Annotated in this window: 20 protein-coding genes; 8 read left to right on the forward strand and 12 right to left on the reverse strand. The window is 37.1% G+C overall.

Annotation, left to right across the window (positions count from 1 at the left end):
* Positions 1–35: 35 nt before the first annotated feature.
* The 11 genes from D0T08_RS21720 to D0T08_RS21765 form a co-directional block, all read right to left on the reverse strand.
* Positions 36–1,100: an acyltransferase gene (locus tag D0T08_RS21720; RefSeq protein ID WP_116984804.1), complete on the reverse strand. Its 1,065-nt coding sequence runs from the start codon at positions 1,098–1,100 to the stop codon at positions 36–38.
* On the reverse strand, positions 1,097–1,273 hold the full coding sequence (locus D0T08_RS28270; RefSeq protein ID WP_409012945.1) for a DUF6814 family protein: 177 nt from the start codon (positions 1,271–1,273) through the stop codon (positions 1,097–1,099). The genes D0T08_RS21720 and D0T08_RS28270 overlap by 4 nt, the downstream gene beginning before the upstream one ends.
* A gap of 50 nt (positions 1,274–1,323) precedes the next feature.
* Positions 1,324–2,376: an acyltransferase gene (locus D0T08_RS21725; RefSeq protein ID WP_116984806.1), complete on the reverse strand. Its 1,053-nt coding sequence runs from the start codon at positions 2,374–2,376 to the stop codon at positions 1,324–1,326.
* Positions 2,373–2,606 carry a DUF6814 family protein gene (locus tag D0T08_RS21730; RefSeq protein WP_116984807.1) on the reverse strand — a complete coding sequence of 78 codons (234 nt, stop codon included), beginning with the start codon at positions 2,604–2,606 and terminating at the stop codon, positions 2,373–2,375. The genes D0T08_RS21725 and D0T08_RS21730 overlap by 4 nt, the downstream gene beginning before the upstream one ends.
* 18 nt (positions 2,607–2,624) lie before the next feature.
* Positions 2,625–4,187 (reverse strand): MFS transporter, encoded by a 1,563-nt coding sequence (locus tag D0T08_RS21735; protein ID WP_116984809.1) that lies wholly within the window; start codon positions 4,185–4,187, stop codon positions 2,625–2,627.
* 56 nt (positions 4,188–4,243) lie between these two features.
* The gene (locus tag D0T08_RS21740) at positions 4,244–4,666 is read right to left on the reverse strand and encodes a terminase gpP N-terminus-related DNA-binding protein (protein ID WP_116984810.1); all 423 of its coding nucleotides are present in this window, start codon (positions 4,664–4,666) and stop codon (positions 4,244–4,246) included.
* Positions 4,667–5,452: 786 nt separating this feature from the next.
* A complete protein-coding gene (locus D0T08_RS21745; RefSeq protein WP_229239021.1) occupies positions 5,453–6,718 on the reverse strand; it encodes a hypothetical protein in 1,266 nt (421 codons plus the stop codon).
* Between the two features lie 246 nt (positions 6,719–6,964).
* The gene (locus D0T08_RS21750; protein WP_116984812.1) at positions 6,965–7,639 is read right to left on the reverse strand and encodes a carbonic anhydrase; all 675 of its coding nucleotides are present in this window, start codon (positions 7,637–7,639) and stop codon (positions 6,965–6,967) included.
* Complete coding sequence (locus D0T08_RS21755; RefSeq protein WP_116984813.1) at positions 7,605–9,188, reverse strand: SulP family inorganic anion transporter; 1,584 nt, start codon at positions 9,186–9,188, stop codon at positions 7,605–7,607. The genes D0T08_RS21750 and D0T08_RS21755 overlap by 35 nt, the downstream gene beginning before the upstream one ends.
* Before the next feature lie 188 nt (positions 9,189–9,376).
* Entirely contained in the window at positions 9,377–9,682 is a 306-nt protein-coding gene (locus D0T08_RS21760; protein WP_116984815.1) for a hypothetical protein, read from the reverse strand.
* A gap of 465 nt (positions 9,683–10,147) precedes the next feature.
* A complete protein-coding gene (locus D0T08_RS21765) occupies positions 10,148–11,638 on the reverse strand; it encodes an alpha/beta hydrolase (RefSeq protein WP_116984816.1) in 1,491 nt (496 codons plus the stop codon).
* A gap of 192 nt (positions 11,639–11,830) precedes the next feature.
* Here D0T08_RS21765 and D0T08_RS21770 point away from each other — a divergent pair, with 192 nt between their 5' ends.
* The 6 genes from D0T08_RS21770 to D0T08_RS21795 all read left to right on the forward strand — a co-directional run bounded on the left by D0T08_RS21770 (position 11,831) and on the right by D0T08_RS21795 (position 21,414).
* Positions 11,831–13,021, forward strand: a complete 1,191-nt coding sequence (locus D0T08_RS21770; protein WP_116984818.1) for a THUMP-like domain-containing protein — start codon at positions 11,831–11,833, stop codon at positions 13,019–13,021.
* 75 nt (positions 13,022–13,096) lie between these two features.
* Entirely contained in the window at positions 13,097–13,768 is a 672-nt protein-coding gene (locus D0T08_RS21775) for a hypothetical protein (protein WP_116984819.1), read from the forward strand.
* Between the two features lie 3 nt (positions 13,769–13,771).
* On the forward strand, positions 13,772–14,368 hold the full coding sequence (locus tag D0T08_RS21780) for a tRNA-(ms[2]io[6]A)-hydroxylase (protein ID WP_116984821.1): 597 nt from the start codon (positions 13,772–13,774) through the stop codon (positions 14,366–14,368).
* 189 nt (positions 14,369–14,557) lie between these two features.
* The gene (locus D0T08_RS21785; protein WP_116984823.1) at positions 14,558–17,230 is read left to right on the forward strand and encodes an MGH1-like glycoside hydrolase domain-containing protein; all 2,673 of its coding nucleotides are present in this window, start codon (positions 14,558–14,560) and stop codon (positions 17,228–17,230) included.
* Between the two features lie 208 nt (positions 17,231–17,438).
* Complete coding sequence (locus tag D0T08_RS21790; RefSeq protein ID WP_116984824.1) at positions 17,439–18,965, forward strand: aldehyde dehydrogenase family protein; 1,527 nt, start codon at positions 17,439–17,441, stop codon at positions 18,963–18,965.
* Positions 18,966–19,347: 382 nt separating this feature from the next.
* A complete protein-coding gene (locus D0T08_RS21795; RefSeq protein WP_158561328.1) occupies positions 19,348–21,414 on the forward strand; it encodes an LruC domain-containing protein in 2,067 nt (688 codons plus the stop codon).
* 63 nt (positions 21,415–21,477) lie between these two features.
* On the opposite strand, the gene D0T08_RS21800 is transcribed toward D0T08_RS21795, so the two are convergent.
* Positions 21,478–22,797, reverse strand: coding sequence for a hypothetical protein (locus D0T08_RS21800; RefSeq protein WP_116984828.1), 1,320 nt, complete (start codon positions 22,795–22,797; stop codon positions 21,478–21,480).
* 334 nt (positions 22,798–23,131) lie between these two features.
* Between D0T08_RS21800 and rimP the strand changes: the two genes are divergently transcribed.
* The gene (rimP, locus tag D0T08_RS21805) at positions 23,132–23,608 is read left to right on the forward strand and encodes a ribosome maturation factor RimP (protein WP_116984830.1); all 477 of its coding nucleotides are present in this window, start codon (positions 23,132–23,134) and stop codon (positions 23,606–23,608) included.
* 91 nt (positions 23,609–23,699) lie between these two features.
* A complete protein-coding gene (gene nusA / locus D0T08_RS21810; RefSeq protein ID WP_116984831.1) occupies positions 23,700–24,944 on the forward strand; it encodes a transcription termination factor NusA in 1,245 nt (414 codons plus the stop codon).
* Positions 24,945–25,037: the final 93 nt, after the last annotated feature.

A 25,037-nucleotide genomic window follows, 5' to 3' on the forward strand; every position in this document is an offset into this window, starting at 1 on the left:
GCTAGGGGCGTTTTTCTTGCAAATATCGCAGATAATTATCCTACAATCCAACTACCAACTTTAGGAATTTTACTGATAATCTTTACTATCAGATAACTAATAGCAACAGTTAGCAAAAAATGACTAGTAATTCCGACCAATGGATGAATCCATGTATAGTTAATCTGATATCCTCGTGATAATATTCGCAAAATCAAGGCATGAACTAAATAAATTCCAAAGCTTGTTTTATCAAGTTCGGCCATGATTTTAGGTAGAAAATCTACATTGCAAGCTTTCTGAAATAAAAGAAACATGAATATAGACATCAGTATAACAGGTATACTCAAATAATCTGTATAATCAAATAGATATGATCCTTCTTGCCATGAGACTATATAACAAATATAGGCTGTAAGCGCCCAAGAAGCTAAAAATAAGAGAATAAGTATGCCTTTTGAGAGTTTTGTTCCTGTATTTCCTAGCCAATAACCTAATACGAAATAACCAATAAAACCCGTAAAATATCTGAGGTCAAACTTGATTTCGAAGCCAAACCACTTATTTACTAAAGTATAAACTACATTCCCTACAAACCACAAGGTTAAAAAATAGAAAATTTCATTCCTTCGGGTTTCCAGTGGAGGGCTATTTTCTCCTCCTTTTATCCATCGACTGATAATAGGTGTGAAAGCATAGATACTCAGAAGCATATACACAAACCACAAATGCGCCGCACCCCCTCCGGTACCTGTTAGAATTTTTTTAACAAATTCGCTAACTGTCCAGGATGTTCTTTCATCATCTAACCCCTTAAAATTTAACCAGATGTTCCAGGTAATAATGTAAATCAGGCCCCAGATAAGAAACGGAACAAAAACTTTTATGAAGCGTTTTTTTAGAAAACTACCTAGTTCGTCGTACTTACCAATGAGTAGATAGCCTGAAAGCATGACAAATACAGGGACAGCAAACCTGCCAAATATATTAATAATATGGCAAATCCACCAGTCTGTATAGGGTATTGTCTTCACGTTTAATGAACCAAAGGCTGCAACATGGAGCAAAATAACAGTAAGAGTCGCTAATACCCGCAAGTTAGTCACCCAGTATTTTTTCATAATTTTTTTCCACTCTTGGTGTTATAAACACCCTGCAAGGAATAATGACCGAATAATGACATGCCTAACGAAATGATAGATGCCAGAAAAAATGCGAAAATAATGCTAGTCACTAAACCACTGGTTTGACTAAACATGATTAAATAACAGGATAATTTGAAATATAATAATATTACTCCAAATAGGTATTCTAAACAATGTTAAGCTCAAATATCGCAGATAATTATCCTACAATCCAACTACCAACTTTAGGAATTTTGCTGATAATTTTTACAATCAGATAGCTGATAGCCAATGTTATTAAAAAATGAACGGTAATTCCTATTAATGGATGAATCCAGGTAAAATTAATCTGGTATTCTCTGGATAATATTCGTAAAATCAAAGCATGTACCAGATAAATGCCATAGCTGGTAATATCCAACTCATTCATGAGTTTAGGTATAAATTCTATATTACAAGCTTTCTGAAATAATAGAAATATGGTTATTGACATAGCCATTACAGGTAAACTCAGATAATCAGTATAATCATATACATACTTACCTGCCTGCCACGAAACAACATAACAAATATAGGCTGTCAAAGCCAATGAGGTCAGGAATAAAAGAATAAGTATGCTTTTTGAGAGTCTTGTACCTATGTTGCCAAGCCAATAACCCAGCACAAAATAACCCGCAAAACCCGTAAAATATCGGATATCAAACTTAATCTCAAAACCAAACCACTTGTTTACTAAAGTATAAACTACATTACCAACAACCCATAGAGATATGAAATAGATAATTTCGTTGCGCTTGGCATCAGGGAGAGAACTGTTCTCTGTTCCTTTAATCCATCGGCTGATAACAGGTGTAAAGGCATAAATACCCAGAAGCATATACACAAACCATAAATGTCCGGCGCCACCTCCACCCCCTGTTAATATTTTCCTGATAAAATCACCAATCGTCCAGGGAGTTCGTTCATTAGCAAATCCTTTAAAATTAGACCATATGATATAGATTAAGCTCCAGATGAGAAACGGAACAAAAATGCGACTGAAACGTTTTTTTAGAAAACTACTTAATTCTTCATACTTTCCAATGAGTAAATAACCTGAAAGCATCACAAATACCGGAACGGCAAATCGGCCAAATACATTAATTATATGGCAAATCCACCAATCTGAATACGCTATTTTCTTGACGTGCAATGAGCCAAAGCCCGCTGCATGCAGCAAAATAACTGTAAGCGTTGCAAATACCCGCAGGTTAGTTACCCAGTATTTTTTCATAGTTTTTCACCATTCCTGGTGCTGTATTCACCCTGCATGGCATAATAGCCAAATATCGACATACCTAAAGAAATAATTGGCGCTAATATGAATGTATAAATAATAGCAGGTACAAGGTCATTGCCGCCGCTTTTCCAAAGTGGTAGTGCCTGGAAGTAAATAAGATATATTCCGGCACTCACACCGATCAGTATCCACAAAACACCTAATGCTTTTCTGATTGCGTTCATAGTTGTAAGGTTAAAGGATTAGTCGTGAATATTTCTGTCTTTGCCATTAATATAAATCAGCCCGATTACAAAGCAGATACTTGCTATAATAATTGGATAATACAAACCTTGTAAATAAGGTTTATCGAAAACAACGGCCTGTCCGGCAACTTTAGCCTTTGTATTTATATCATTTGCCTGCGTAGCCAAAAAAGTAGCAATGGCAGGCATTAAACCTCCAAAAACGCCGTTTCCAATATGGTAAGGCAAAGACATGGAAGAATACCTGATTTTAGTCGGAAACATTTCAACCAAGAATGCGGCAATTGGGCCATAGGCCATTGTTACGAATATGATCAGACAGAAAACCAACCATACCAAAGTCCATTTATCTGTAGTATTAATTGTAATAGTCTTTTTTACCTCCGGTTTAGGGACAGTTAGCGATTTATCTGCCAGATTGGTCGTTTTTACTACCTCTTTCATAATTGTGCCATCTTCATAATCGTGCATAGTAGTGGTAGTAACCACTGAGTCAGCAATGGTTTTTGCAATTAATTCTACCTGTACGATGGTTTTATCTGTAGTATTAATTTCTATCTTATTAGCAAGATTTACGGTTTGATAAATTTTATCGAAGATTGGTCTATAAAGTAATACCGCCAGTAACATCCCTGCCAACATAATTCCTTTCCGGCCTATTTTATCAGATAATGCCCCAAAAACAATAAAGAATGGTGTACCCATTATTAATGCCCACATCATGATGCTATTGGCTTGTACATCGTCAATATTACAGGTTTTTAACAAGAAACTCTGGGCATAAAACTGACCTGTGTACCATACAACCCCTTGCCCCATTGTAGCACCAAAGAGCGCCAGTAATACAAATTTGAAGTTAAGACGATTACCAAAAGATTCTTTCAAAGGATTAGTCGAAATTTTCCCTTCTTTTTTTGCTTTTTCGAATAGGGGAGACTCCGACATGTTTCTTCTGATCAGAAACGAAACAAAGACCATTATAATAGAAACCAGAAACGGTAAGCGCCAACCCCAGTCATCAAATGATTCTTTCGACATTGATGTACGGGTAATCATAATTACCCCTAATGAAACAAATAACCCCACAGTGGCAGTAGTTTGTATCCACGATGTCCAATAGCCTCTTTTATGTACTGGAGAGTGTTCAGCTACATAAGTGGCTGCACCGCCATATTCGCCTCCTAAGGCCAAGCCTTGTAATAATCTCAATATAAGCACCAGAATAGGAGCGAAGGCACCTATCGTTTGATAACTTGGTACCAGGCCTATAGCAAATGTAGCGCCGCCCATTAACATGAGCGTCACCATGAAAGTATATTTCCGCCCGATTAAATCTCCTAAACGGCCAAAAACTAATGCACCGAATGGCCTGACTACAAAACCTGCGGCAAATGTGGCGAGGGTATTTAAAAAGCCTGCAGTAGGATTATCGGTCGGGAAAAATTTAGAAGCTAAAACGGTGGCGAGACTGCCGAAGATATAAAAATCGTACCACTCAATAAGCGTACCCACCGACGAAGCGCCAATGATGTAGCCTAAACTTTGTTTTTTTTCAGACATTTACTAATAGTTTTTAGGGAATAGATAGATATTTTTAATGGTTGGTTAATTACTTTTCATTTCTTGTTGCGTTCCCATTTGATGAGCATAAACTTATCATCTACTTCGGTAACCGTTACGCCTATACCACGGAGATTTTCTCTGTTGGCATAAAACTCAATTAGTTCAGCATAGGTCAGAATCAAAGTGGTGGGCCTATAATTATTTTTTCGGCCTGGTATAATAATATGATACTTTTTTACCCAATTCATTACTGAAACATGGCTGATACCCAAAAGACGCTCAATTTCTCTAAAACTAAGCCCCTCCAGATATAACTGTAGTGCTTTCGTTACAAAGAAGCTTTCGATACTCTTACCCAGTTTATCAACGGTAAAATTATACCCACAATCTTTGCATTTATAACGCTGTTTTTCCTTGACTATCCCGTTCCGGGAAATATTACCAGAATCACATTGAGGGCAGTGAGGGAGTTCCATTGTGTTCTATGGTTTTTTAGCAAATATAGATTTTTTTGGCAGGATACAACAATTTCAAACTAAGATTATATTTTATTGAAATTGCTAATGCCGTAGATTATTTTAAAGATTAAAGAGTATCCCGTATAAATTACTGACAATATAAGATGGACTGCAAACCAGGATAGGTTTCCTATTGCTAAAATATAGAAAGTACTGAATTTTATAAAGACCAATTTTTATATTCAGCATTAGAAGGAAGTTTTTGATATAAAAATTATTCAAGTAGGGTGTATGGGTTAATAAATTGATAATTAAGTAGTTGTGAAATATTTTGAGATTTTTTAGAAAAAAAAAGATATTTTTTTAAAATCTTTCAATCCAAACTTTTAAAAGCTCCGTATGTATGCTTGATTAGGTAATCAACTTTATAGATAGAAACTCAATAGCCATTAAAACTAACGCCCAGATTAAGTCTTCAATAGTAAATACTTACTATTGAAGACAATTTGAGCATAACGCCATTATAATCAATTTGCTATGATACAAGCTCTTGTTCACTTTTCGAATGGTACGAAATAGTTTGTAAGATTAAAGTAGCATAATCGGAAGTGACTGAGCAAAAGAAGTGAGTAACAACTTTTGCTAGTTATCCCAAAGCTGCCGAAGTATTAACCTGTTATGATTGATGAGATAAAATAAATACTTTCAAAGTGCAGTATACCACTTACGTAATCCGCAAAGTAAAAAAAGCCCCGTAGAGTTTTTCTCGGGGCTTGTTTCTTTTAATGGCGAATTAGTGAATGGTTAATTAAAAAACACCTGATATTGAATAATGGCTGAACCTTTTCTGTTGCTAAACTCTCCTTTACTATTGGCATCAGTTAAAAAGATCGGTCTATCCTGATAAGCGAGTGTGAGCTTTGAATTATGTCCGTTTAATAGCCAGACTAAACCTAAATCCCAGAAATTCATTCCCTGATTCAATCGGTCATAATCGGCGTGTTGTAAGGATACATAAGGCATCAATGTAGTTTTTCCAATCAGATTATCCTTGAATTTGTAGCCAACCTGTGTATATACCACATTGCCCGTTCCAAAAGCCGGAAAGCCGTTGCCAGAACCATTGAGTATATTACTTCTGGTGCTTCCATTAGCAGGATTCATTACAGCCAGATTGCGAAGGTAATTTTTACCAAAATTGAAATATCCTACTGATGCATAGGCACTAATCGCTTGTCCATCATTACCTACTGGTGCATCATAATAAGTATCTAATGCTAACTGCACCATATTGGTTTCAACTGTATCAACCTTATTGGCAGCCAGATTCCACATAGCTTTTGGTTGGTAAACAAATCCGGCTCCTATATTAAAAACTTTTTTCTTGCCTAAATAAGTACCTGTCATATACGGAGTCAGATTGCTTTCTTGGTCAAGAAATTGCCATTGAAAATAACCATTCCATTGGAATTTAGGTGGCTTTGAAGAAAAATTGGCAAAATCGGCATTCAAAACGCTATTATAAGATGCAGCCTTTTGAAATGCCATAGGGTCTGAAAGTACAAGACGGTAATCAAACTTGCCTAATTTACCTTTGGCATAAACTGATAGTTTTCTTAAAAACTGGTCGGTCACATCATTGGTAGATTGCTGATACAATGGTGCATCAACTCCCATAATACTTCCTACTGATGGAGAAGCAAAGCGAGCCAGCCCACTCCAAGCTGCCAACCCTCCACCAAGTGATAGCTTATTTTTCACAACGGCATATTCTCCTAAAGCATCATGGATAAAGAATCCCAGTTTACGGTCTGAAATACCATTGAAATTATTAGCACCAATCTGGGTATAAATAAATACTCTGTCCGTCAACTGTCCATAAAACTGTATTCTGAAACGTCGTATACCTATATCCCAAGTGTTTTTCTTAGCATAGCCAAAAATGGTGGAACCCTCATTCAAAGTTGTATTTCGTAACCATACCTGATTTACCATTGTAAACTTTACGTAATGCGACCCGTCTTCATTCAATGTAAGTTTTCCGTCTTTTAAGACTTGTGCCTTTGCCATAAAGGATATTATACATATAAATAACCCTGACAAAGCCATTTTACATATTTTCATAAAAGTATATTTTGTGAGATTCATAAATAGGCCAAAAGCAAAAATAAAGACGCCTATTCGACAAGCGTATGAGAACCTATCGATAAGCGCCCTATTCTAACAAACGCAAACTGTAAGAGCTTGTTTAAGAAGTATTTGTCTGACTTCAAAAAAGTTATCAGGTCAAATATTATATCTAAACATGCTCTTATGTTAATGCTCGGTTTCTTCTAATTTCTTTGCTTTTTTCTTATTGAAATTGAAGTTATAAACGTCTTCTAAGGCATCATTATCTTTTGACTCAATCTCGATGATTGGCTTGATATGGCCTGTATGTAAATCCAATACCCATCCATGGAGCATAGGATATTCTCCACTGGCCCAGGCACTTTGTACAATTGTAGTTTTGGCTAAGTTTTTAACCTGCTCTATCACGTTTACCTCTACTAATCGGTCAAAACGATCTTTATCATCTTCTATACCTTGGAGTTCGTCCTGATACTTAGCATATACATCTTTGATATTTCGCAACCAGTTATTAATCAGGCCGTAGTCATTATTAGTCATTGAGGCTTTTACACCACCGCACTGATAATGCCCTACAACCAGAATATGTTTCACTTTTAGTACCTCAACTGCATATTGCAATACGCTCAACATGCTCATATCAGTATGAATGACCAGATTGGCAACGTTGCGGTGCACAAAGATTTCACCCGGTTGAGTACCAGTTACCTGGTCTGATGGTACGCGACTATCAGAGCAGCCAATCCAGAGAAATTCTGGCTTCTGATCTGCCGCCAGGTTAGTGAAATATGAAGGGTCGAGCTGAAGTTTATCTGCAGCCCATGCTTTATTCGCTAATAAGAGTTTTTGATACGATTCCATCGCTTTTTCTGTAGTTTAATTTTCTTCTTTTGATATTTTTGAATTCAATATTGATATGTCGGGCTTTAGCCTCTGCCTGAAACTCTTCTAAAGTCAGGAATATGTCATGGTCGATAAAAGTTGTTTTAGAACCATCTATTACTACCTGATCACCCGATCTCAAAGAGGCCAGATTCTGCATCAATTCAGATTTATTAAAGTAAAAAATATCCTTGTTAAACTGAATCAATACGTTTTTATCTTCTCTTATTACCGACATTGAGCCTTTGTAGTTGGTATAAAGAATATATACCATAGCTACACCTACACCAATACCTATACCCGTAAGTAAATCGGTAAATACCACCGCCAGTACAGTTATAATAAAAGGCACAAACTGATCTGGACCCTCTTTAAACATGGATTTGAACATACTTGGCTTTGCCAGCTTATAACCTACCATAATCAGAACCGCCGCCAACGACGCCAATGGGATAAGGTTAAGCAAAGAAGGGATGCTTAACGTACAAACCATTAAAATAATACCATGAATGATAGCGGATAATTTTGATTTACTACCCGACTGAATATTGGCCGAGCTACGTACAATTACCTGAGTAATTGGCAGACCTCCAACTAAGCCGGAAACAATATTACCTGAACCTTGAGCAATTAATTCACGATTGGTTGGTGTGATTCTACTCTGTGGGTCTAATTTGTCAGTAGCCTCAACCGAAAGAAGGGTCTCAAGGCTGGCAACAACAGCAATTACAAAAGCAGTTTTCCATATGAGCGGATTTGTAATAGCTGAGAAATTGGGAAAGGCTAAGAAACTCGTAAACTCTGAGAATGACTTGGCAATCGGTAAGTTTACCAGATGATTGTTTTCTAAATGAAAATTAGAGGGCAAAACGCTTAAACCACTATTTAAAAATACTCCTACGAATACGGCAAGTAAAGGGCCAGGAATAATGCTAAGAACTTTATTTCTTTTTATAAAGTCCATATCCCAGATTATCAATACAAGTAAAGAGACTACACCAATAATTAATGCACCTTCATTAAAAAGATGAGTAATATTTAATAACTCTGAAAAGGTGTTCTCTCCATCTTTCTGAACAAAGTTTTCATCTCCTTCATAATCCTGGTCAATGCCAAATACATGAGGTATTTGTTTCAGAATAATGATTATACCAATGGCTGTCAGCATTCCCTTAATGACAGAAGAGGGAAAGTAATAGCCAATCACCCCTGCCTTAACGGCGCCTAAAATAATTTGAATAAATCCGGCTAAAACAACAGCCAGAGTGAAAGACTCAAAAGCCCCTAATTCTGTAATGGAATTAAGAACAATAACGGTAAGACCAGCTGCCGGCCCGGCAACACCTACTTGTGATCCACTAATTGCCCCAACTACAATACCTCCTATAATGCCGGCAATAACGCCTGACAGAAGCGGTGCTCCTGAAGCTAAAGCGATACCTAAGCAAAGAGGTAATGCAACCAGAAAGACTACAACTCCAGCGGGAAAATCATGTTTCAGATTTGAAAAATTTAATGATGATTTCATTGATATATATGATAAATAGGTCAGAAATTCCACAATTTATTTAGCTTGGTATTTTAAAGCCTTAAAATACAAGTTACAATAGCATACAGAACTGCCGATAAGTACATGAAGAATAGCAAAGACTATTCTCGAAACAAGTGTTTTATTAAGATGATAATTCTATTGGGTACGCCAATAGCAGGCAATAATTATGCCTTGGGAGGGGGCGATTGTATCAAGCGTATCGGAAATCGCGCTGAAGATTGTGTAAAGAAGTAAATACTTTTCTTAGGAGAGAAGTAGTTAAATGAAAAATTAAGCCCCAGAAAAGACATTAAGTACTTATTCGGTTCGCTTTTTTTATCCTGATTTTCGTTTTCGCACTCGCTTTCATCAGTTCCGCAGGCATCTAAACTGCATGAGACTACCTCGCCAAAAAAATCTTTGACGTATTCGCTGAAAGTCGAACATTCGATAATCAGAAACAGAAATAAGACTGCGATTCTTTTAATCATATAATAGCAATACGAGACTTCTCATTTAGGTGCGTAACGCAAAATCCCAAACTTTTGTTCAAAGATACAAAGGAATACTTTTAAAAAATGATACAAGTGTAGAATTTATTAGAATTTAATTTTGAGGAGGGGTTTAATACTAGAATTAAAATACATGCTGATTGAATACCCAGTAATTGTAAAAAGAATTAAAATCAAAACGAATCTACATATTGTCTCAATACTTTTATTAACCCTGTCTTTAAATTGTCTCCATCAAATCTAAACATTTTATAAGATTCACTAATAGTAATAAAGATAGTTAAACGATTTTCATTTCTCGGACCATCAAATTTTATGATTCCAACATCCCCATTTTCTTTGACCTAATTAAAACAAACTACCAATTCGTCAATAGTGGGGTCTTGCTTCTCTATTATTTCTTCAATTCGACCTAAATATCTCATTTTTAACTCTATTATATGATTAATACCCCAACCTCTCCAAAAACTTTATTCTGGCCTTTGCCATCTTATCAGCTTGTCTTTCGTCAAACCAGATAAAATGCCCGGCACCCGATAGAGGTAAAAAGGTAAGATTTGTATTACCGATAGTTACCATATCTTCCCCAAATTTTCGGGCAGTCAGGTAAGGAACATTTTTATCCAGATTACCATGGAAAATAAGCGCAGGAGGAAAATCTTTTCTGATGAGGTAATTGGGCGAAATTTCTTTTGCCAGATTTTTATCTTTTAAATCTTTTCGTATCCAGGCGGTAATGTCGTCAGTCAAATCATAAACACCTGCATTAATTATTAAAGCATTGGGTTTTGCATTGAATTTTAAATTATCTGACTTTTCATTCCAGTTATCTACCAAGGCAGTTGTTAGAGCCAGATGTCCCCCGGCAGAATTACCTGTTGCCACAATTTTGATAGTATCTATGCCATAAGCATCAGCATTTTGTCTCAACCATCGTATGGCCGATTTAGCATCCATTACCGCTTCGAAAGGTAATGTGCCATGCCTGCCAAAAGTCCTGTACTCAACTGCACAAGCAACCCAACCCTTTTGAGCATAGTCCCGACAGGTAGAGAAAAACCAATCAGGTTTTCCCTCTGACCAACTTCCGCCATGAAAAAATACAATGGCTGGTCTTTTATTTGTTTTGATTTTAGGTACAAACAAGTGCATGTCTAATTGAAAAGCACCAACAGTTTTGTAAGTCTTAATAAGATGTCCTTGCTTACCAGCTACGTCTTCTGAATAAATTTTATTTACTTTATTCAAGAAAGCAGTGTCTTTGCAAGTGGTGGTAAAATTTTTATAGATATTATCAATATACTTTATGCCGTTGTTATCAATATGATTAAATAGATACTCATATTGCCAATATTGTCGGCATTTGGGATTAAAGACATATTTAGGAATCAGCTTCCATTGAGCCTGAAGATGTTGATTATCCTGATTTTTATAAGTTCCTTTTTTGAGCTCGAGATAAGTTTGTAAAGACAAAAAAGCTTTGACATAGTTAACAAAATCAGAATTACTTAATAACTCAGGCCTATTAAAATCTTTCAGATTCCCTTTCAGTCTTTCAGGGATTTTTGAAGCTATCGCCATTGATTTACCTCCATAAATCTCATTAGTCAATGGATAATCAATCAATAGTTTATCGAAGTAGTACTTAATTTCTAACTTTTGGCCATCAACATAAGTGGGGTCAAGGGTGCTTTGATATTTGAGAAGTGTAGCATCAAAATCTGTTCTGGCTGAATCAATTTTGGAGATAAAAGCTCTTTCTGGCAAAGCATAGATGCGACTATAGTTAGGATAAAAACTGTCAGAGAATTTCTTGCCCAAAGCCTTTAATTCTGCCTCATAATTTTCCTGATTAGAATTTACAGGCTTTTGCGATTCTTGTGCTTTAAGTTGGTATATAAATAAAAAGACAATAAAAGCTAACTGTTTAGTCATAATTTTGGTTAGATGACAGGTAGTGAAGTTCAATGTAGCAATTTAATTTTTTATTTTGATTCTTCGGTGGAAAACGAGCATTATATATTCGCTGTTTAAAAGTATAATTGAAATATAGGGTGAATTTGTGTAAAGGTTTAATTCTCGTATTTTTGCCCGGGTTTGAGACGATTGACTATAATACCGGGATTTATGGATTTAGAAATACTAAAAAAAGCCAGAGATACGGCACATCAGATTCAAGAATCTGATATTCAGACATATATTCTGAAAAATCAGAAAAAGATGGATGCTCAATTCCTGCGATTAATAGCCGATCAGTGGATAGCCCGACAAAAAGCCAGATATAAGTTGCCAAGTTGGTACGCCAATCCCGACATTATTTATCCTGCCCCATTATCCGTAGAACAATCATCATCAGAAATAACTTCTCGGTATAAGGCAAGACTTTTTTCTGATTCAATTCATAATAAGTTGATCGACCTGACAGGAGGAATGGGAGTTGATACAAGTGCCTTTGCAGAATCTCATAAACAAGTCATTTATATAGAAAGAAACGAAACTTTAACACCTGTTACTGAATATAATTTAAAGGTATTAGGCTACCATTCTATTGAAGTAAAAAACGAAGATGCCATTAGTTTTTTACGGAACAACCCTATCGGTTCTGATATTCATTGCTATGTGGACCCCGCTCGACGGGACTCAGCTAAAAATAAGGTCTTCAGAATAGAAGATTGTGAGCCGGATATTTTGAATATTAAACATTTAATGGGTGATTTTTTAATAAAATATTCACCTATACTAGATATAAAATTAGCTCTGGAACAATTACAATCTATTACAGAAGTACATGTAGTAGCGGTTGAAAATGAGGTAAAAGAGTTGCTTTTTCTTAAACAAGGTACAAGTTATGAGCCTAAAATCGTTTGTGTAAATTTCTTGCCAGATGAATCTCAACAAACTTTTGCGTTTAATTATCAGCAGGAACAAGCTCTATCAGTGCATTATGCTTTACCTAAAAAATACATCTATGAGCCCAATGCTGCCATTCTGAAAGCGGGGGCTTTTAAAAGCGTAGCGCAAGCAAATAGTTTAGAAAAGCTTGCACCTAGCAGCCATTTATATACATCTGATACATTATCAACGAATTTCCCTGGACGGAGTTTTATTTGCGAAGCCGTATGTAAATTTGATAAGAAAGAAATTTTATCAAATCTCGATGGCAATCAGGCAAACATATCAACACGTAATTTCCCGATGAAACCGGATGAAATCAAAAAGAAATTGGGTTTAAAAGATGGGGGAGATGTATATCTTTTTGCCACAGAAAACTATCATCAACATAAAATGGTTTTAATTTGCAGAAAGGCGGTTGTATAATATACTTAATGAATATTTTGTTCTTTACTAAGTTACCAGAGCCCTATTTCTAAGTCAAAAATAAAAATAGTATTTATGAAAAAACTCACTATTCTGATCATAGCCTTACTTACCACCCAAACGCTTTGGGCGCAAACCATCCTAAGTGGTTCTGAACTCTTTGGTAAAGACCGTAAAGATGGTTTTTACATGACATTGAGCACCGAAAAGAAGTTTATAGAAAAAGACTGGCCGTTGTTCCTGGCTAAATATGGCAGTGTATCACAAAACAGAGACATTTACAATATTGCTTCTGCCAGCATTCCCGATTTAACTTCTGAGCCTGTCAATCTGATGACCAAAATCATTTCAGACCAGAAAACCAAAACCAAAGTGTTTGCTTCCTTTGATATTGCCGGAACTCCTGTTTCCAGTGGTTCGAGCAATTATTATGAGGTTGAAAAGTTTATGAAAGAGTTTTATGCCTATGCCATGCAGAATGAAGATGTGCGGTTGGCAGAAAGAGATGCAGACGAATCGCAGAAAAATTTTGAAAGAGTAGAGAAAACGGGAAAGCGTATTCTACGCGATATTGAAAGAAATAAGCGAGAGAAAGAGACTTTATTGCGTAAAATAGAAGAAAATAAGCAGGAGTTAGAAAAGTTGTTACAGGATGAAATTGCCAACAAGCAGGATATGGAAAATGCTAAAATTGCATTGGAAGAAAAACAGAAATCTTTAAGTACTGTAAAAACCCGAAAGCCATAACTGATGCAATCGCTTACGACTCTTGGGCTTAAGTTGCCGAGTGATCCACGATGGGTGAATATAGCCGAAATGAATCTGGCAGATATTTTAATTGATCATGCTTTTTGTGAGCAGAAAGCAGCTTCTTCGTGCATTTCCCTGATTGTGCGTTACCCTGATAAAGAAAAACTAGTAGAAACGCTAACCCCAGTAGTAGCCGAAGAGTGGGGGCATTTTCAGAGAGTGTTAAAAGAGATGCGGAAGAGGGGGATTAAACTAACCCATAAACGCAAAGATGAATATGTAGAAAAGTTACAGAATTGTTTACAAAAGACCGGGGATTATAAGGTCCGTCTGATGGAGCAATTGCTTTTATGTGCCCTGATTGAAGCACGTAGTGCTGAAAGGTTTAAGCTCCTCTCAGAAAATATTGCTGATGAAAGCCTTAAGAAATTTTACCACGAACTCATGATTTCAGAGGCTGGACATTATCGGAATTTTATTGAATTAGCGGAAGAATATACGCCTAAAGAAATGGTAAGAAAGCGATGGTTGGAGTTTTTAGAGCAGGAGGCCGAAATCATGAAAAACTTGGAAGTACGCAAAGACAGATTTCATTGAATCTGTCTTTTTTTTAGAAGCTATTTCTTTATAGGTATAATTTTTGCCTTTTTAATTGGCTATAAATCAACTAAATAAGTATTGTATTATAACAACAAGTTGTTTAATTTTTACAATTGATTAAACGCTTAATATTTCATCCTATCCATTTTTTTCTATTTTTGCGAAGACCACCTAAATGAAACTACGATGACAGAATTGGCGGAGAAAATACGACTTAACCTAAGAAATGATAATAAAGGCTGGAAAAGATGGGGACCTTACCTGTCTGAAAGGCAGTGGGGAACAGTGCGCGAGGATTATAGTGTCTATGGAAGTACATGGGATTATGTATCTCACGATATGTCTCGTTCATGGGCTTATCGTTGGGGTGAAGATGGTATCGGTGGTATTTCAGATAACAAACAGTTTTTGTGTTTATCTTTCTCGTTCTGGAATCATCAGGACAAAATTGTTAAAGAGCGCCTTTACGGAATGGCGGGTTCAGAAGGGAACCATGGAGAAGATGTAAAAGAGTTGTATTACTATTTAGACAGTACACCTACGCATTCGTATATGAAAATGTTGTATAAATATCCTCATAACGAATTTCCGTATAAAAAAATCATCGAAGAAAACTCAAAACGCTCACGCAAAGACCCTGAATTTGAGATTCTTCAAACAGGTATTTTTGATAATAACGAGTATTTCGATATTTATATAGAGTATGCCAAAGCCGATGAAACCGATATGCTCATAAAGGTGACGGCTTATAATCGCGGTAAAAAGGAGGCTCCACTTACTATCTTACCTACCATCTGGTTCAGAAATACATGGTCTTGGGGGTATGAGAATTTTAAGCAGAAACCCATGCTCACCGGAATTGCCAATTCGCAGATTGTGGCGAATCATCATCTGGTTGGTAGCTATAAATTATATATTGAAGACGCAGACGAACTCTTATTCTGTGAGAATGAAACCAACATGGAGCGCGTTTTTGGGAAACCCAACAGTACCATGCATGTAAAAGATGGCATAAGTAATTATGTCATTACAGGTAAAGATAAATATGTAAATCCTAACAAGATTGGAACAAAGGCGGCAGCTAAATTCTCAAAGAAAGTGCCTGCCGGGGGTTCTGTTAGCGTTCGCCTAAGATTCAGTCAGAATAAACACAATAAGCCATTTGATGATTTTGATGAAGTTTTTACTGCCCGATTACAGGATGCTGAAGACTTCTATGCAGAAGTTCAAAAAAGTGTTAAGGATGAAGAATTAAAAAAAATCCAACGGCAGGCATTCGCAGGTATGATGTGGAACAAGCAATTCTACTATTATAATGTGAATGAATGGACAAACGGTGATCCTAAAATGCCATTTGAGTTCAAAGGTCGTGCCTATCAACGCAATCATACCTGGAAACATGCCTATATGGCTAATATCCTTTCCATGCCTGATAAGTGGGAATACCCGTGGTTTGCTGCCTGGGACTTAGCGTTTCATACACTCACATTGGCACGCATCGACCCAGATTTTGCTAAAAGACAATTAGCCGTTATTCTTCGTGAGTACTATATGCACCCTAACGGGCAGCTACCTGCTTATGAATGGAATTTCTCTGACGTAAATCCACCTGTGCATGCCTGGGCAACCTGGAAAGTGTATGAAATAGACAAAAAGAATAATGGTAAGGGTGACATTTTATTCCTGGAGAAAGTTTTTCATAAACTCTTGATGAACTTTACCTGGTGGGTCAATCAGAAAGATGAAGAGGGGAATAATATCTTTGGTGGTGGCTTCCTGGGGCTAGATAATATTGGTGTATTCGATCGTAATAGCCAGATTCCGGGTGTGAAACTCGAACAGGCTGATGCCACCGGATGGATGGCGATGTATACATTGAATATGCTTCGCATTGCCTGCGAGATTTCATTGGAAAAACCTGTTTATCAGGATATGGCCTCTAAGTTTTTTGAGCACTTTCTGCATATTGCAGGAGCTATTAACAAACCAATCAAGGGAAATGATTTAGGTTTATGGGACGAGGGCGACCAGTTCTATTACGATAAATTGCATGCACCGAATGGCGAGACTATCTTCATGAAAATCCGCTCGTATGTGGGGCTTATTCCTTTATGTGCTGTAGAGGTACTAAATGAAGAAACCTTAGCCAAACTGCCGGATTTTAAAAGACGATTAGAATGGGTATTGAATAACCGCCCCGATTTAGCTTCATTAATCTCTCGCTGGCATGAACCGGGTAAAGGTGAAACGCATTTGCTTTCTCTACTGAGGGGGCATCGTATGAAAATGGTAGTAAAACGTATGTTTGACGAAGCAGAGTTTTTATCTGACTTCGGATTACGTTCACTATCTAAATGTCATGATGAAAACCCTTATAAATTTAATATGCAGGGGGAAATTCTGAGTGTAAAGTATACTCCTGCGGAATCTGATTTGAGTATTATGGGAGGAAATTCCAATTGGCGTGGCCCGATCTGGTTTCCAATTAATTATTTAATTTTTGATGCGATGCTCAAATTTTATGAATATTATGGCGATGATTTTGAAATAGAGTATCCTACCAATTCGGGCAATATTATGTCAATCAAGGAAGCTACTATGAAAGTGGCGCAACGATTGATAAACATCTTTGTCATGAATAAAGATAAAGTGCGCCCGGCAATGACAGGCATTGAAAAGTTTGATAAAGATCCTCATTTTAAAGACTTATACCTATTCTATGAATATTTCAACGGCGACAATGGCGCAGGCTTAGGTGCCGCCCACCAATGTGGTTGGACAGGCCTGGTAGCCGATTTAATAGAGGCGGTGAGTGAGCATAGTCTTGTCAATGCTGAATCAAATAAGAATCTGGTTTAATTGTCTAGTTTCCAAATATTATTTGGTAATACCTGATCTTAATTCTCTAACCTCTCTTTCTATAGCTCGGAAGAGAGGTTTTTTATTCCATCCCCACTGTTAGACAGAGTTAGGGTATGGTAAAATCCAAATAATATTTCGCTCATTCTTCTTTTAAACTTGTCACTTTTGTATCTTTGTCTTATTAATTCAACAAACAAAACCATCCATGAAAGAAGTTTTAGAAGCATTACATATACAGGCAATTAATAACGGGGTGAGCACTGGCATAAAAAGCTGGGCTGGCGGTGGAGATTTATTAAGTTCTTATTCTCCTGTTGATGGTGAACTTATTGGCAAAGTCAATCAAGCTACGCAGGAGGATTACGAAAAGGTAATCAACAAAGCAGAAGAAGCTTATAAAATATGGCGTGAAGTACCTGCTCCTAAGCGTGGCGAAATTGTTCGCCAGATGGGTGAAGCGCTACGCAGCAATAAAGATAATTTAGGTAGGCTAGTGAGCTACGAGATGGGCAAGAGCCTGCAAGAGGGATGGGGAGAAGTACAGGAAATGATAGATATTTGTGATTTTGCCGTAGGTTTATCTCGCCAGTTATATGGTTTAAGCATGCATTCAGAGCGCTTACAACACCGTATGTATGAACAATGGCATCCATTAGGTATTGTGGGTATTATCTCTGCTTTCAATTTTCCGGTAGCCGTTTGGTCATGGAACTCCATGTTGGCCTGGGTGTGTGGTGATGTCTGTGTTTGGAAACCCTCTGAAAAGACACCACTTTCAGCCATTGCCTGTCAGAACATCATTCAGGAAGTATTACGTAACAATGATGTACCAGAGGGCATCTCAGGGTTAATTATAGGCGACAGAAAAGTAGGAGAGTGGTTATCTAATGATACTCGGGTGCCTCTAGTTTCTGCTACAGGTTCTACCCGGATGGGTAAAGCAGTTGGTCAGGCAGTAGCCAGTCGTTTAGGAAGAATTCTTTTAGAACTCGGAGGGAATAATGGTATCATTGTAACTGAAAACGCCGATTTGCAAATCGTTATTCCTGCGGTAGTTTTTGGGGCCGTTGGTACTGCAGGCCAAAGATGTACTACTACCCGCCGACTTATACTACATGAAAACATCTACGAAGATGTAAAAAATCGTCTGGTGAAAATTTACTCACAATTACGAATAGGTAACCCTTTAGACACCAACAACCACGTTGGACCACTAATTGATACAGATGCGGTAGCTGGTTACCAATCAGCCATTGAAAGAGTAAAAGGTGAGGGTGGAAATATACTTTTTGGTAATGAGGTATTAACCGGTAGCGAATATGCATCAGGCTGTTATGTAAAACCAACCATTGTAGAAGTAAACCATCAGACACCAATGGTTTGTCATGAAACATTTGCCCCGATTCTCTATCTTCTCAAATATAAAACGCTTGAGGAAGCCATTGCTTTACAAAATGGTGTACCTCAAGGTTTATCATCAGCTATTTTTACACTTAATATCAGAGAAGCAGAGCAGTTCTTATCAGCAAATGGTTCTGATTGTGGTATTGCCAATGTGAATATTGGTACTTCCGGTGCAGAAATTGGCGGTGCATTCGGTGGTGAAAAAGAAACAGGGGGTGGCCGCGAGAGCGGTTCTGATGCCTGGAAAAACTACATGCGTCGCCAGACTAATACAATCAACTATAGCACCCATTTGCCACTGGCGCAGGGGATTAAGTTTGATATATAACAATTGAGTGATTTAGTGAATGATTGATTATCTGATTATGACATTGTTAGTAAACTAGATAGATAATTTTTAGTTAATCACTTTATAGCCAAAAAGAGCCGATGTTAACATAGTATCGGCTCTTTTTGGCTATATTATATGTATATGGTTATACTTCTATAAATTTTATGCCAAAATTTCTAATGCTACCTCTTAATAATTTTAAAAAAATCGTTGAAAATACCTTATTTTTTGGCTTAACCTAAAAATCCTACCAAATAGCCCCCTTTTTCTTCTGAATATCGAAAACTACTGTTTTTCAGCGACGATTGAAGCAACTTTGTACTACAAAATGGCTCGAAAATTGCTCTTAATTCAGAATATTTATAACTTTTATACAAAAATGAAAACAAGATTTTATCAATTATTAACTGTAACTTTTGCTCTCTTACTGAATGCCTGTGCCCCGGATATCGTAGACTTAGTGCCAACACCTGGTGGCAACAATACCGGAAATGCCAAAATGGATAAGTTGAATATCCCTGCGAATTTTAACTTTAATACCAGTGGTGAAGTTAAATTTGACATTGGAGCGTTTGATAATACAGATAAACCAATAAAAGGAGTGGTAATGTCCGTTTACAGTTATCCGGATGAAAAATTATTATTTAAGGGAATTACTTCATCAACCGGTTTACTAAGCATTAGTCAGAAAATACCCACGCATGTAACTCAAGTTTCAATTAAACCTAATTATATTGGTTTGCCTGCCCAAATGATTGTTAAAATTGCTAATAATCAGGTGAAATTAACTTTAGGCGGTAAAAATCCAGTTACCTCGGGTTACGTTGTTGAGCGTCAGGTTCCTGCTATTTCAGCGGGAGCAAGAACTACAGCTCAAGACTATCCTCCAATTTCGTATATGGGTACCTGGAATTCATTAGGTGTTCCTAATTATCTGGAGGCTACAAGAGATGTTGTTTCGTGGAGTTTTCTTGAAAAAATCAATTCTAGTGTTCCAGAGGGGCAACCTGTTCCAACAGCCCATCCTGACTATCTGAACGTGGCTAACCGCAATTATCTGACTGTTAAAGAATTATCTGATGTATGGGTAACATTCGTACACGAAGGTGCAGGTTGGACAAACACGCTTGGCTACTATACGTTTGACCCGTCTGCTCCTCCGACTAAGCCAACAGATATTACAAAAATTAATGTCATTTTCCCGAACGTATCTTATAAAAATGATGGTGGTGGATTAGTGACTGGTGATAAAGTAAAAATTGGAAGATTCCCTGCCGGTACAGCTATAGGGTTTGTTCTTTTGGCCAATGCCTATAGCAATAATACTGTAGGTAAAGGCTACTATGCACACTATAGCCAGGATGCCCTGAATGTTGAAACTGTAGCAAATCTTCGTCGTCACCTGATTGTGTTAAATGACCCTGATACAAACCGCATGATATTAGCTTTTGAAGACGTAAGCCGTCAGAATACACCAATTAATTGTGATAACGACTTTAATGATGCAATTTTCTTTGCCTCTACCAACCCGGTTAAAGCTCTTGATACGAATAATATTCCGGTTGTAGATACTGCTTATGATTCAGACTTTGATGGTGTGGGTGATACTCGCGACGAATATCCTAGAGACCCAACAAGAGCAGTTAATAATTATACACCAACAAAAAATACTTATAGCACATTGGCTTACGAAGATTTGTGGCCTTTCCAAGGGGACTATGATTTGAATGATCTTGTGGTAAACTATCAGTTCCAGGAAGTATTGAATGCTTCAAACCAAGTGGTTGAAATGAAAGTGAAAGCGTATGTGAAAGCGATTGGAGCATCATTTGCCAGTGGTTGGGGTTTCCAGATGCCAATTGACCCATCGGCCGTAAAATCGGTAACCGGAGCGTCATTGACAGAAGGTAAAATTAAAACAGCCGCCAACGGATTAGAGGCTGACCAGAAATACGCGGTAGTGATTGCTTTTGATAATGCCTTTAAGCGCATGAAGCCTTATAATGGATTTGTTAATACCACACAAGGTTCTGCACTTGTAGCTCCAACAGATACATTAAACTTGAATATCGTATTCACAAGTCCTGTTAATAAGAGCACTTTAGGTAATGCACCTTTCAATCCATTTAGCTTTAAGTCAGATGAAAGAGGTAAAGAAATTCACCTCCCAAATATGGCGCCAACAAGTAAAGCAGATGTAGCTTTATTCGGTACAGGTAATGACCAGTCGCAAGCCTCTAAAGGAATTTATTATAAAACTGCTAAAGGCTTACCGTGGGCTCTTGATTTCTCATCAGAATTCAGATACCCGGCTGAAACACAGGCAATTATTGATACTTATCTGAAATTTGGTGAATGGGCAGAGAGTGGTGGAACAAGTTTTCCGGACTGGTATCTGCAAAAAACAGGATATACAGACGAAAATAAAGTATTTAAGGGAAAATAATTGATAAAAATTTGTGATAGGGAATAGCTATCGTCATTGACGATAGCTATTTTATTTTTATTACTATTTAACTGGTTTAATCAAATCAGTTGGGCGCACCTGATTGCTTAGCAACCAACCAAATAATTCCCAGCGTTTAGCCTCATCGCTTGCCGTTCCTCCGTTTGATTCTATATAATTTTTTACAATATCTTGTCCGTAATTATAATTAATCACATAACTGCGGTATTTTTTGATAAAATTGATGTCTTTGCTAGCCAATGTCTTTTCACGTAAACCATAATTAGTCAGCCATTTTGTTACCTCGCTTTCATTCATGGTATTATTAATAATGCCTCTGGCAACTTCATTGCGGGCATAGGCCAGTTTACCTTTCAGGGCTAAGGCCTGAAAATATAAATCAGTATTCGCACCATTTAATCCAGCTAAAGGTAATAGTACTTCTTTTACGAATTTATTCTTTTCAGTACCTGGAAACGCCACTTCAATACCATAATTGGCACTTCCTTCCGCAATTAATGATTGCGGGCTGAATAGGGGATATAAAGAAACTTCCGTCCAACCTTTATCATGGTACAAATTCTTCTCCAACAACATATTATACACATGATGCCCTGGGTAACCCTCATGGCAGGCTAAATCGATGGCGCGCTCAATGAAAATAGGCATATCAATGCTTATCTGAATCTTACTTTGATAATTTCCCTGATACCAGTTATAACCCGACCACGGCTTGCCTGTGACATATTCCAGCGTGAAGTTTTCGTTAGCAGGTAACTGGTAGTGTTCTAAAGTGCGTTTGCGGGCTTCGGCAATAGCAGTTTTAAAAACGGTATCAATCTTGGATTTTGGAATAATAAACTGATTAGCTAATTTCTCGAATCGACTATTAATACTTCCCGAGCCAGGGAGCAAACTATCTAATTGTGCTACCAAAGCCTGATAATGGCTTTCAGGATATGAAGGCGCTGCAACACCGAATAAATCTTTCGATTCCTCATCAAATGCCTGATACTTGCCCGTATAAATATTGATTCTTCGGCCAAATGCTATTAGTTGGCCCGACATCCACTTAGCTCTTTTGGCTAAAGTATCGTTATTCTCGGTCTGATTGAATTCAATCAATTGTCCAATCAAACCATTTACCGCTGCCAATATACTATCTTTGGGAAACTTGTCTTTTGGTTGAGTTTTGGGTTTCAGGGAATCAGGGCCATAATAGGCATCAACAAAATCGCTATCATATTGCCCTATGGTCAGCCCCAATCGGATATATTTTTCAGCTAATTGATTGATTTTGGCTTGTGAAGCATCGGTTTGAGTGGAACTTTCTTTGCAGGCAATTGCGCAAAGAATAAGTAATGAGAAAATGACTTTTTTCATAATTATTAAAGCAGGGTATAGTAAGCAATGATATAAATGATATAATGGATAGCAAAGAAATCAAAAAATATTCAATATTTCAGTTTTCTATACCAAATCAGCATAGATATGCGTTTTAATATTGTGTGTAAAGATTGCCTTAGGCAAAGACAAAACTGATTGAGTAGGGATGTTGCAGTATGGAAATGTGTTTATTTCTTAATCAAATTTGTAAAAAAGGAAAAATAGTCCTATCTTTGCCTAAGAATTGTGAAAAAGGAGGAGCGAAGCCCTCCTTTTTTCTTTGTATAGTAAGGAAACTCACCCTTTTGGAGAGTTACGGTACAGCGGAAATATGAATACAGATCAAAAACAAAAAATCGAAGAACTTTTACAGCCACTACTCGAAAACGATAAGTATTTCATAGCGGACGTTAAAGTATCCTTGTCAAGAGTAAACAGTAAAGTTACAGTCTTGTTAGACTCTGATGAAGGGATTACTATCGACGAATGTACCGAAATTAGTCGTAAATTAGGCAAAGAATTAGATGAAATCATGCCTGATAAGTATACTTTAGAAGTTTCATCACCCGGTATAGATTTTCCTTTAAAAAGCGAAAGAATGTATCGGAAGAATATCGGACGGAATCTGAAAGTAATATTAAAAGATGGGAAAGAGGTCAAAGGTAAATTGGAGGGTCTTGCTAACCAGGAAATTACTTTGATTGAAGACAAAAAACGCACAGGTAAAGCAAAAAACGATCCCATCGAACCTATAAACATTTCACTTGAAAACATTAAAGAAGCACAAGTAATTATTTCGTTTAAATAAAAATATAATTAAGAAATTTGATTTAATGAGTTTTGATGAATGAGGCGAATCATTCACTAAATCAACAAAATCGCTAACTCATGAATAGAATATGCACAGCGGAGAGTTAATTGCATCGTTTTCAGAATTTGCCCGTGAAAAGAACATTGACCGTCCAACCATGATAAAGGTATTAGAGGACGTATTCCGGACAATGATTCGTAAAAAATTTGGTACAGACCACAACTTCGATGTTATCATAAATGCCGATAGCGGCGACTTGGAAATGTGGCGTACACGCGAAATCGTAGATGACAACTCTGAGGATATTTGGGACCCTGATAAGATTATGTTGTCAGAAGCTCAGAAGATTCAGCCTGACTTTGAAATTGGTGAAGAAGTAGCTGATGAAGTAAAATTAGAAGATTTTGGTCGTCGTGTTGTGCAAACTGCACGTCAGACCTTAATTCAGAAGATTAAAGATTTAGAGAAAGAGATGTTGTATGCCAAATATAAAGATTTGGTAGGAGAGTTAATAATTGTAGAAGTTTATCAGATTTTAGGTAAAGAATTAGTTTGTTTAGATGGCGAAAGCAATGAATTAGTGCTTCCAAAATCAGAACAGATTCCGAAAGACCGCCCAAGAAAAGGCACTAGCATCAAGGCGGTAGTTCATAAAGTTGAAATGAACAACGGAACACCGCGTATTACGTTATCACGTACATCACCAGTATTCCTGGAACGTTTATTTGAACAAGAAATTCCTGAAATCTTAGACGGACTTATCTCTGTACGTAAAATTGTACGTGAGCCGGGTGAAAGAGCTAAAGTGGCTGTTGAGTCGTATGACGACCGCATCGATCCGGTGGGCGCTTGTGTAGGTATGAAAGGTTCTCGTATTCACACCATTGTGCGTGAATTAGAGAATGAGAATATTGATGTTATCCAATGGACTGAAAACCTTAATTTATTGATTTCGAGAGCGCTAAGCCCTGCAAAAATCAGTAGTATTCAGGTTGATAACGATAAGAAACGTGTAGCAGTTTATCTGAAACCAGATCAGGTGTCGTTAGCTATCGGTAAAGGTGGCATGAATATTAAACTAGCTGGGAAGTTAGTAAACATGGAGCTTGATGTATTCCGTGACCTTGAAGGAGAAGAAGAGGAGGAAGATGTTGACTTATCAGAATTCTCTGACGAAATTGAGGACTGGATTCTTGATGAGTTCCGCAAGATTGGTCTCGACACTGCAAAGTCAGTATTAGCATTATCAGTTGAAGATATAGCTCGTCGAACCGAACTTGAAGAAGAAACCATTGCCGAAGTATTAGAAATTTTGAGTAAAGAATTTGAATAAAGAAACTCAGGGAACAGGAGACGCTTAATTGGTGTTATCTATAATGGTGAAGGTTTTTTAATTCTTTCTGATAAATCCGGCAACTCAAAATAA

It is taken from the genome of Emticicia sp. C21 (assembly GCF_003418935.1).
In the GTDB taxonomy this organism is placed as follows: Bacteria; Bacteroidota; Bacteroidia; order Cytophagales; family Spirosomataceae; genus Emticicia.

What these genes read in the sequence shown, in the direction of transcription:
- D0T08_RS21720 (WP_116984804.1), bottom strand. Translation starts at nt 1,100, where the DNA reads ATGAAAAAATACTGGGTGACTAACTTGCGGGTATTAGCGACTCTTACT.
- D0T08_RS21725 (WP_116984806.1), bottom strand. Translation starts at nt 2,376, where the DNA reads ATGAAAAAATACTGGGTAACTAACCTGCGGGTATTTGCAACGCTTACA.
- D0T08_RS21730 (WP_116984807.1), bottom strand. Translation starts at nt 2,606, where the DNA reads ATGAACGCAATCAGAAAAGCATTAGGTGTTTTGTGGATACTGATCGGT.
- D0T08_RS21735 (WP_116984809.1), bottom strand. Translation starts at nt 4,187, where the DNA reads ATGTCTGAAAAAAAACAAAGTTTAGGCTACATCATTGGCGCTTCGTCG.
- D0T08_RS21740 (WP_116984810.1), bottom strand. Translation starts at nt 4,666, where the DNA reads ATGGAACTCCCTCACTGCCCTCAATGTGATTCTGGTAATATTTCCCGG.
- D0T08_RS21745 (WP_229239021.1), bottom strand. Translation starts at nt 6,718, where the DNA reads ATGGCAAAGGCACAAGTCTTAAAAGACGGAAAACTTACATTGAATGAA.
- D0T08_RS21750 (WP_116984812.1), bottom strand. Translation starts at nt 7,639, where the DNA reads ATGGAATCGTATCAAAAACTCTTATTAGCGAATAAAGCATGGGCTGCA.
- D0T08_RS21755 (WP_116984813.1), bottom strand. Translation starts at nt 9,188, where the DNA reads ATGAAATCATCATTAAATTTTTCAAATCTGAAACATGATTTTCCCGCT.
- D0T08_RS21760 (WP_116984815.1), bottom strand. Translation starts at nt 9,682, where the DNA reads ATGATTAAAAGAATCGCAGTCTTATTTCTGTTTCTGATTATCGAATGT.
- D0T08_RS21765 (WP_116984816.1), bottom strand. Translation starts at nt 11,638, where the DNA reads ATGACTAAACAGTTAGCTTTTATTGTCTTTTTATTTATATACCAACTT.
- D0T08_RS21770 (WP_116984818.1), top strand. Translation starts at nt 11,831, where the DNA reads ATGGATTTAGAAATACTAAAAAAAGCCAGAGATACGGCACATCAGATT.
- D0T08_RS21775 (WP_116984819.1), top strand. Translation starts at nt 13,097, where the DNA reads ATGAAAAAACTCACTATTCTGATCATAGCCTTACTTACCACCCAAACG.
- D0T08_RS21780 (WP_116984821.1), top strand. Translation starts at nt 13,772, where the DNA reads ATGCAATCGCTTACGACTCTTGGGCTTAAGTTGCCGAGTGATCCACGA.
- D0T08_RS21785 (WP_116984823.1), top strand. Translation starts at nt 14,558, where the DNA reads ATGACAGAATTGGCGGAGAAAATACGACTTAACCTAAGAAATGATAAT.
- D0T08_RS21790 (WP_116984824.1), top strand. Translation starts at nt 17,439, where the DNA reads ATGAAAGAAGTTTTAGAAGCATTACATATACAGGCAATTAATAACGGG.
- D0T08_RS21795 (WP_158561328.1), top strand. Translation starts at nt 19,348, where the DNA reads ATGAAAACAAGATTTTATCAATTATTAACTGTAACTTTTGCTCTCTTA.
- D0T08_RS21800 (WP_116984828.1), bottom strand. Translation starts at nt 22,797, where the DNA reads ATGAAAAAAGTCATTTTCTCATTACTTATTCTTTGCGCAATTGCCTGC.
- rimP (WP_116984830.1), top strand. Translation starts at nt 23,132, where the DNA reads ATGAATACAGATCAAAAACAAAAAATCGAAGAACTTTTACAGCCACTA.
- nusA (WP_116984831.1), top strand. Translation starts at nt 23,700, where the DNA reads ATGCACAGCGGAGAGTTAATTGCATCGTTTTCAGAATTTGCCCGTGAA.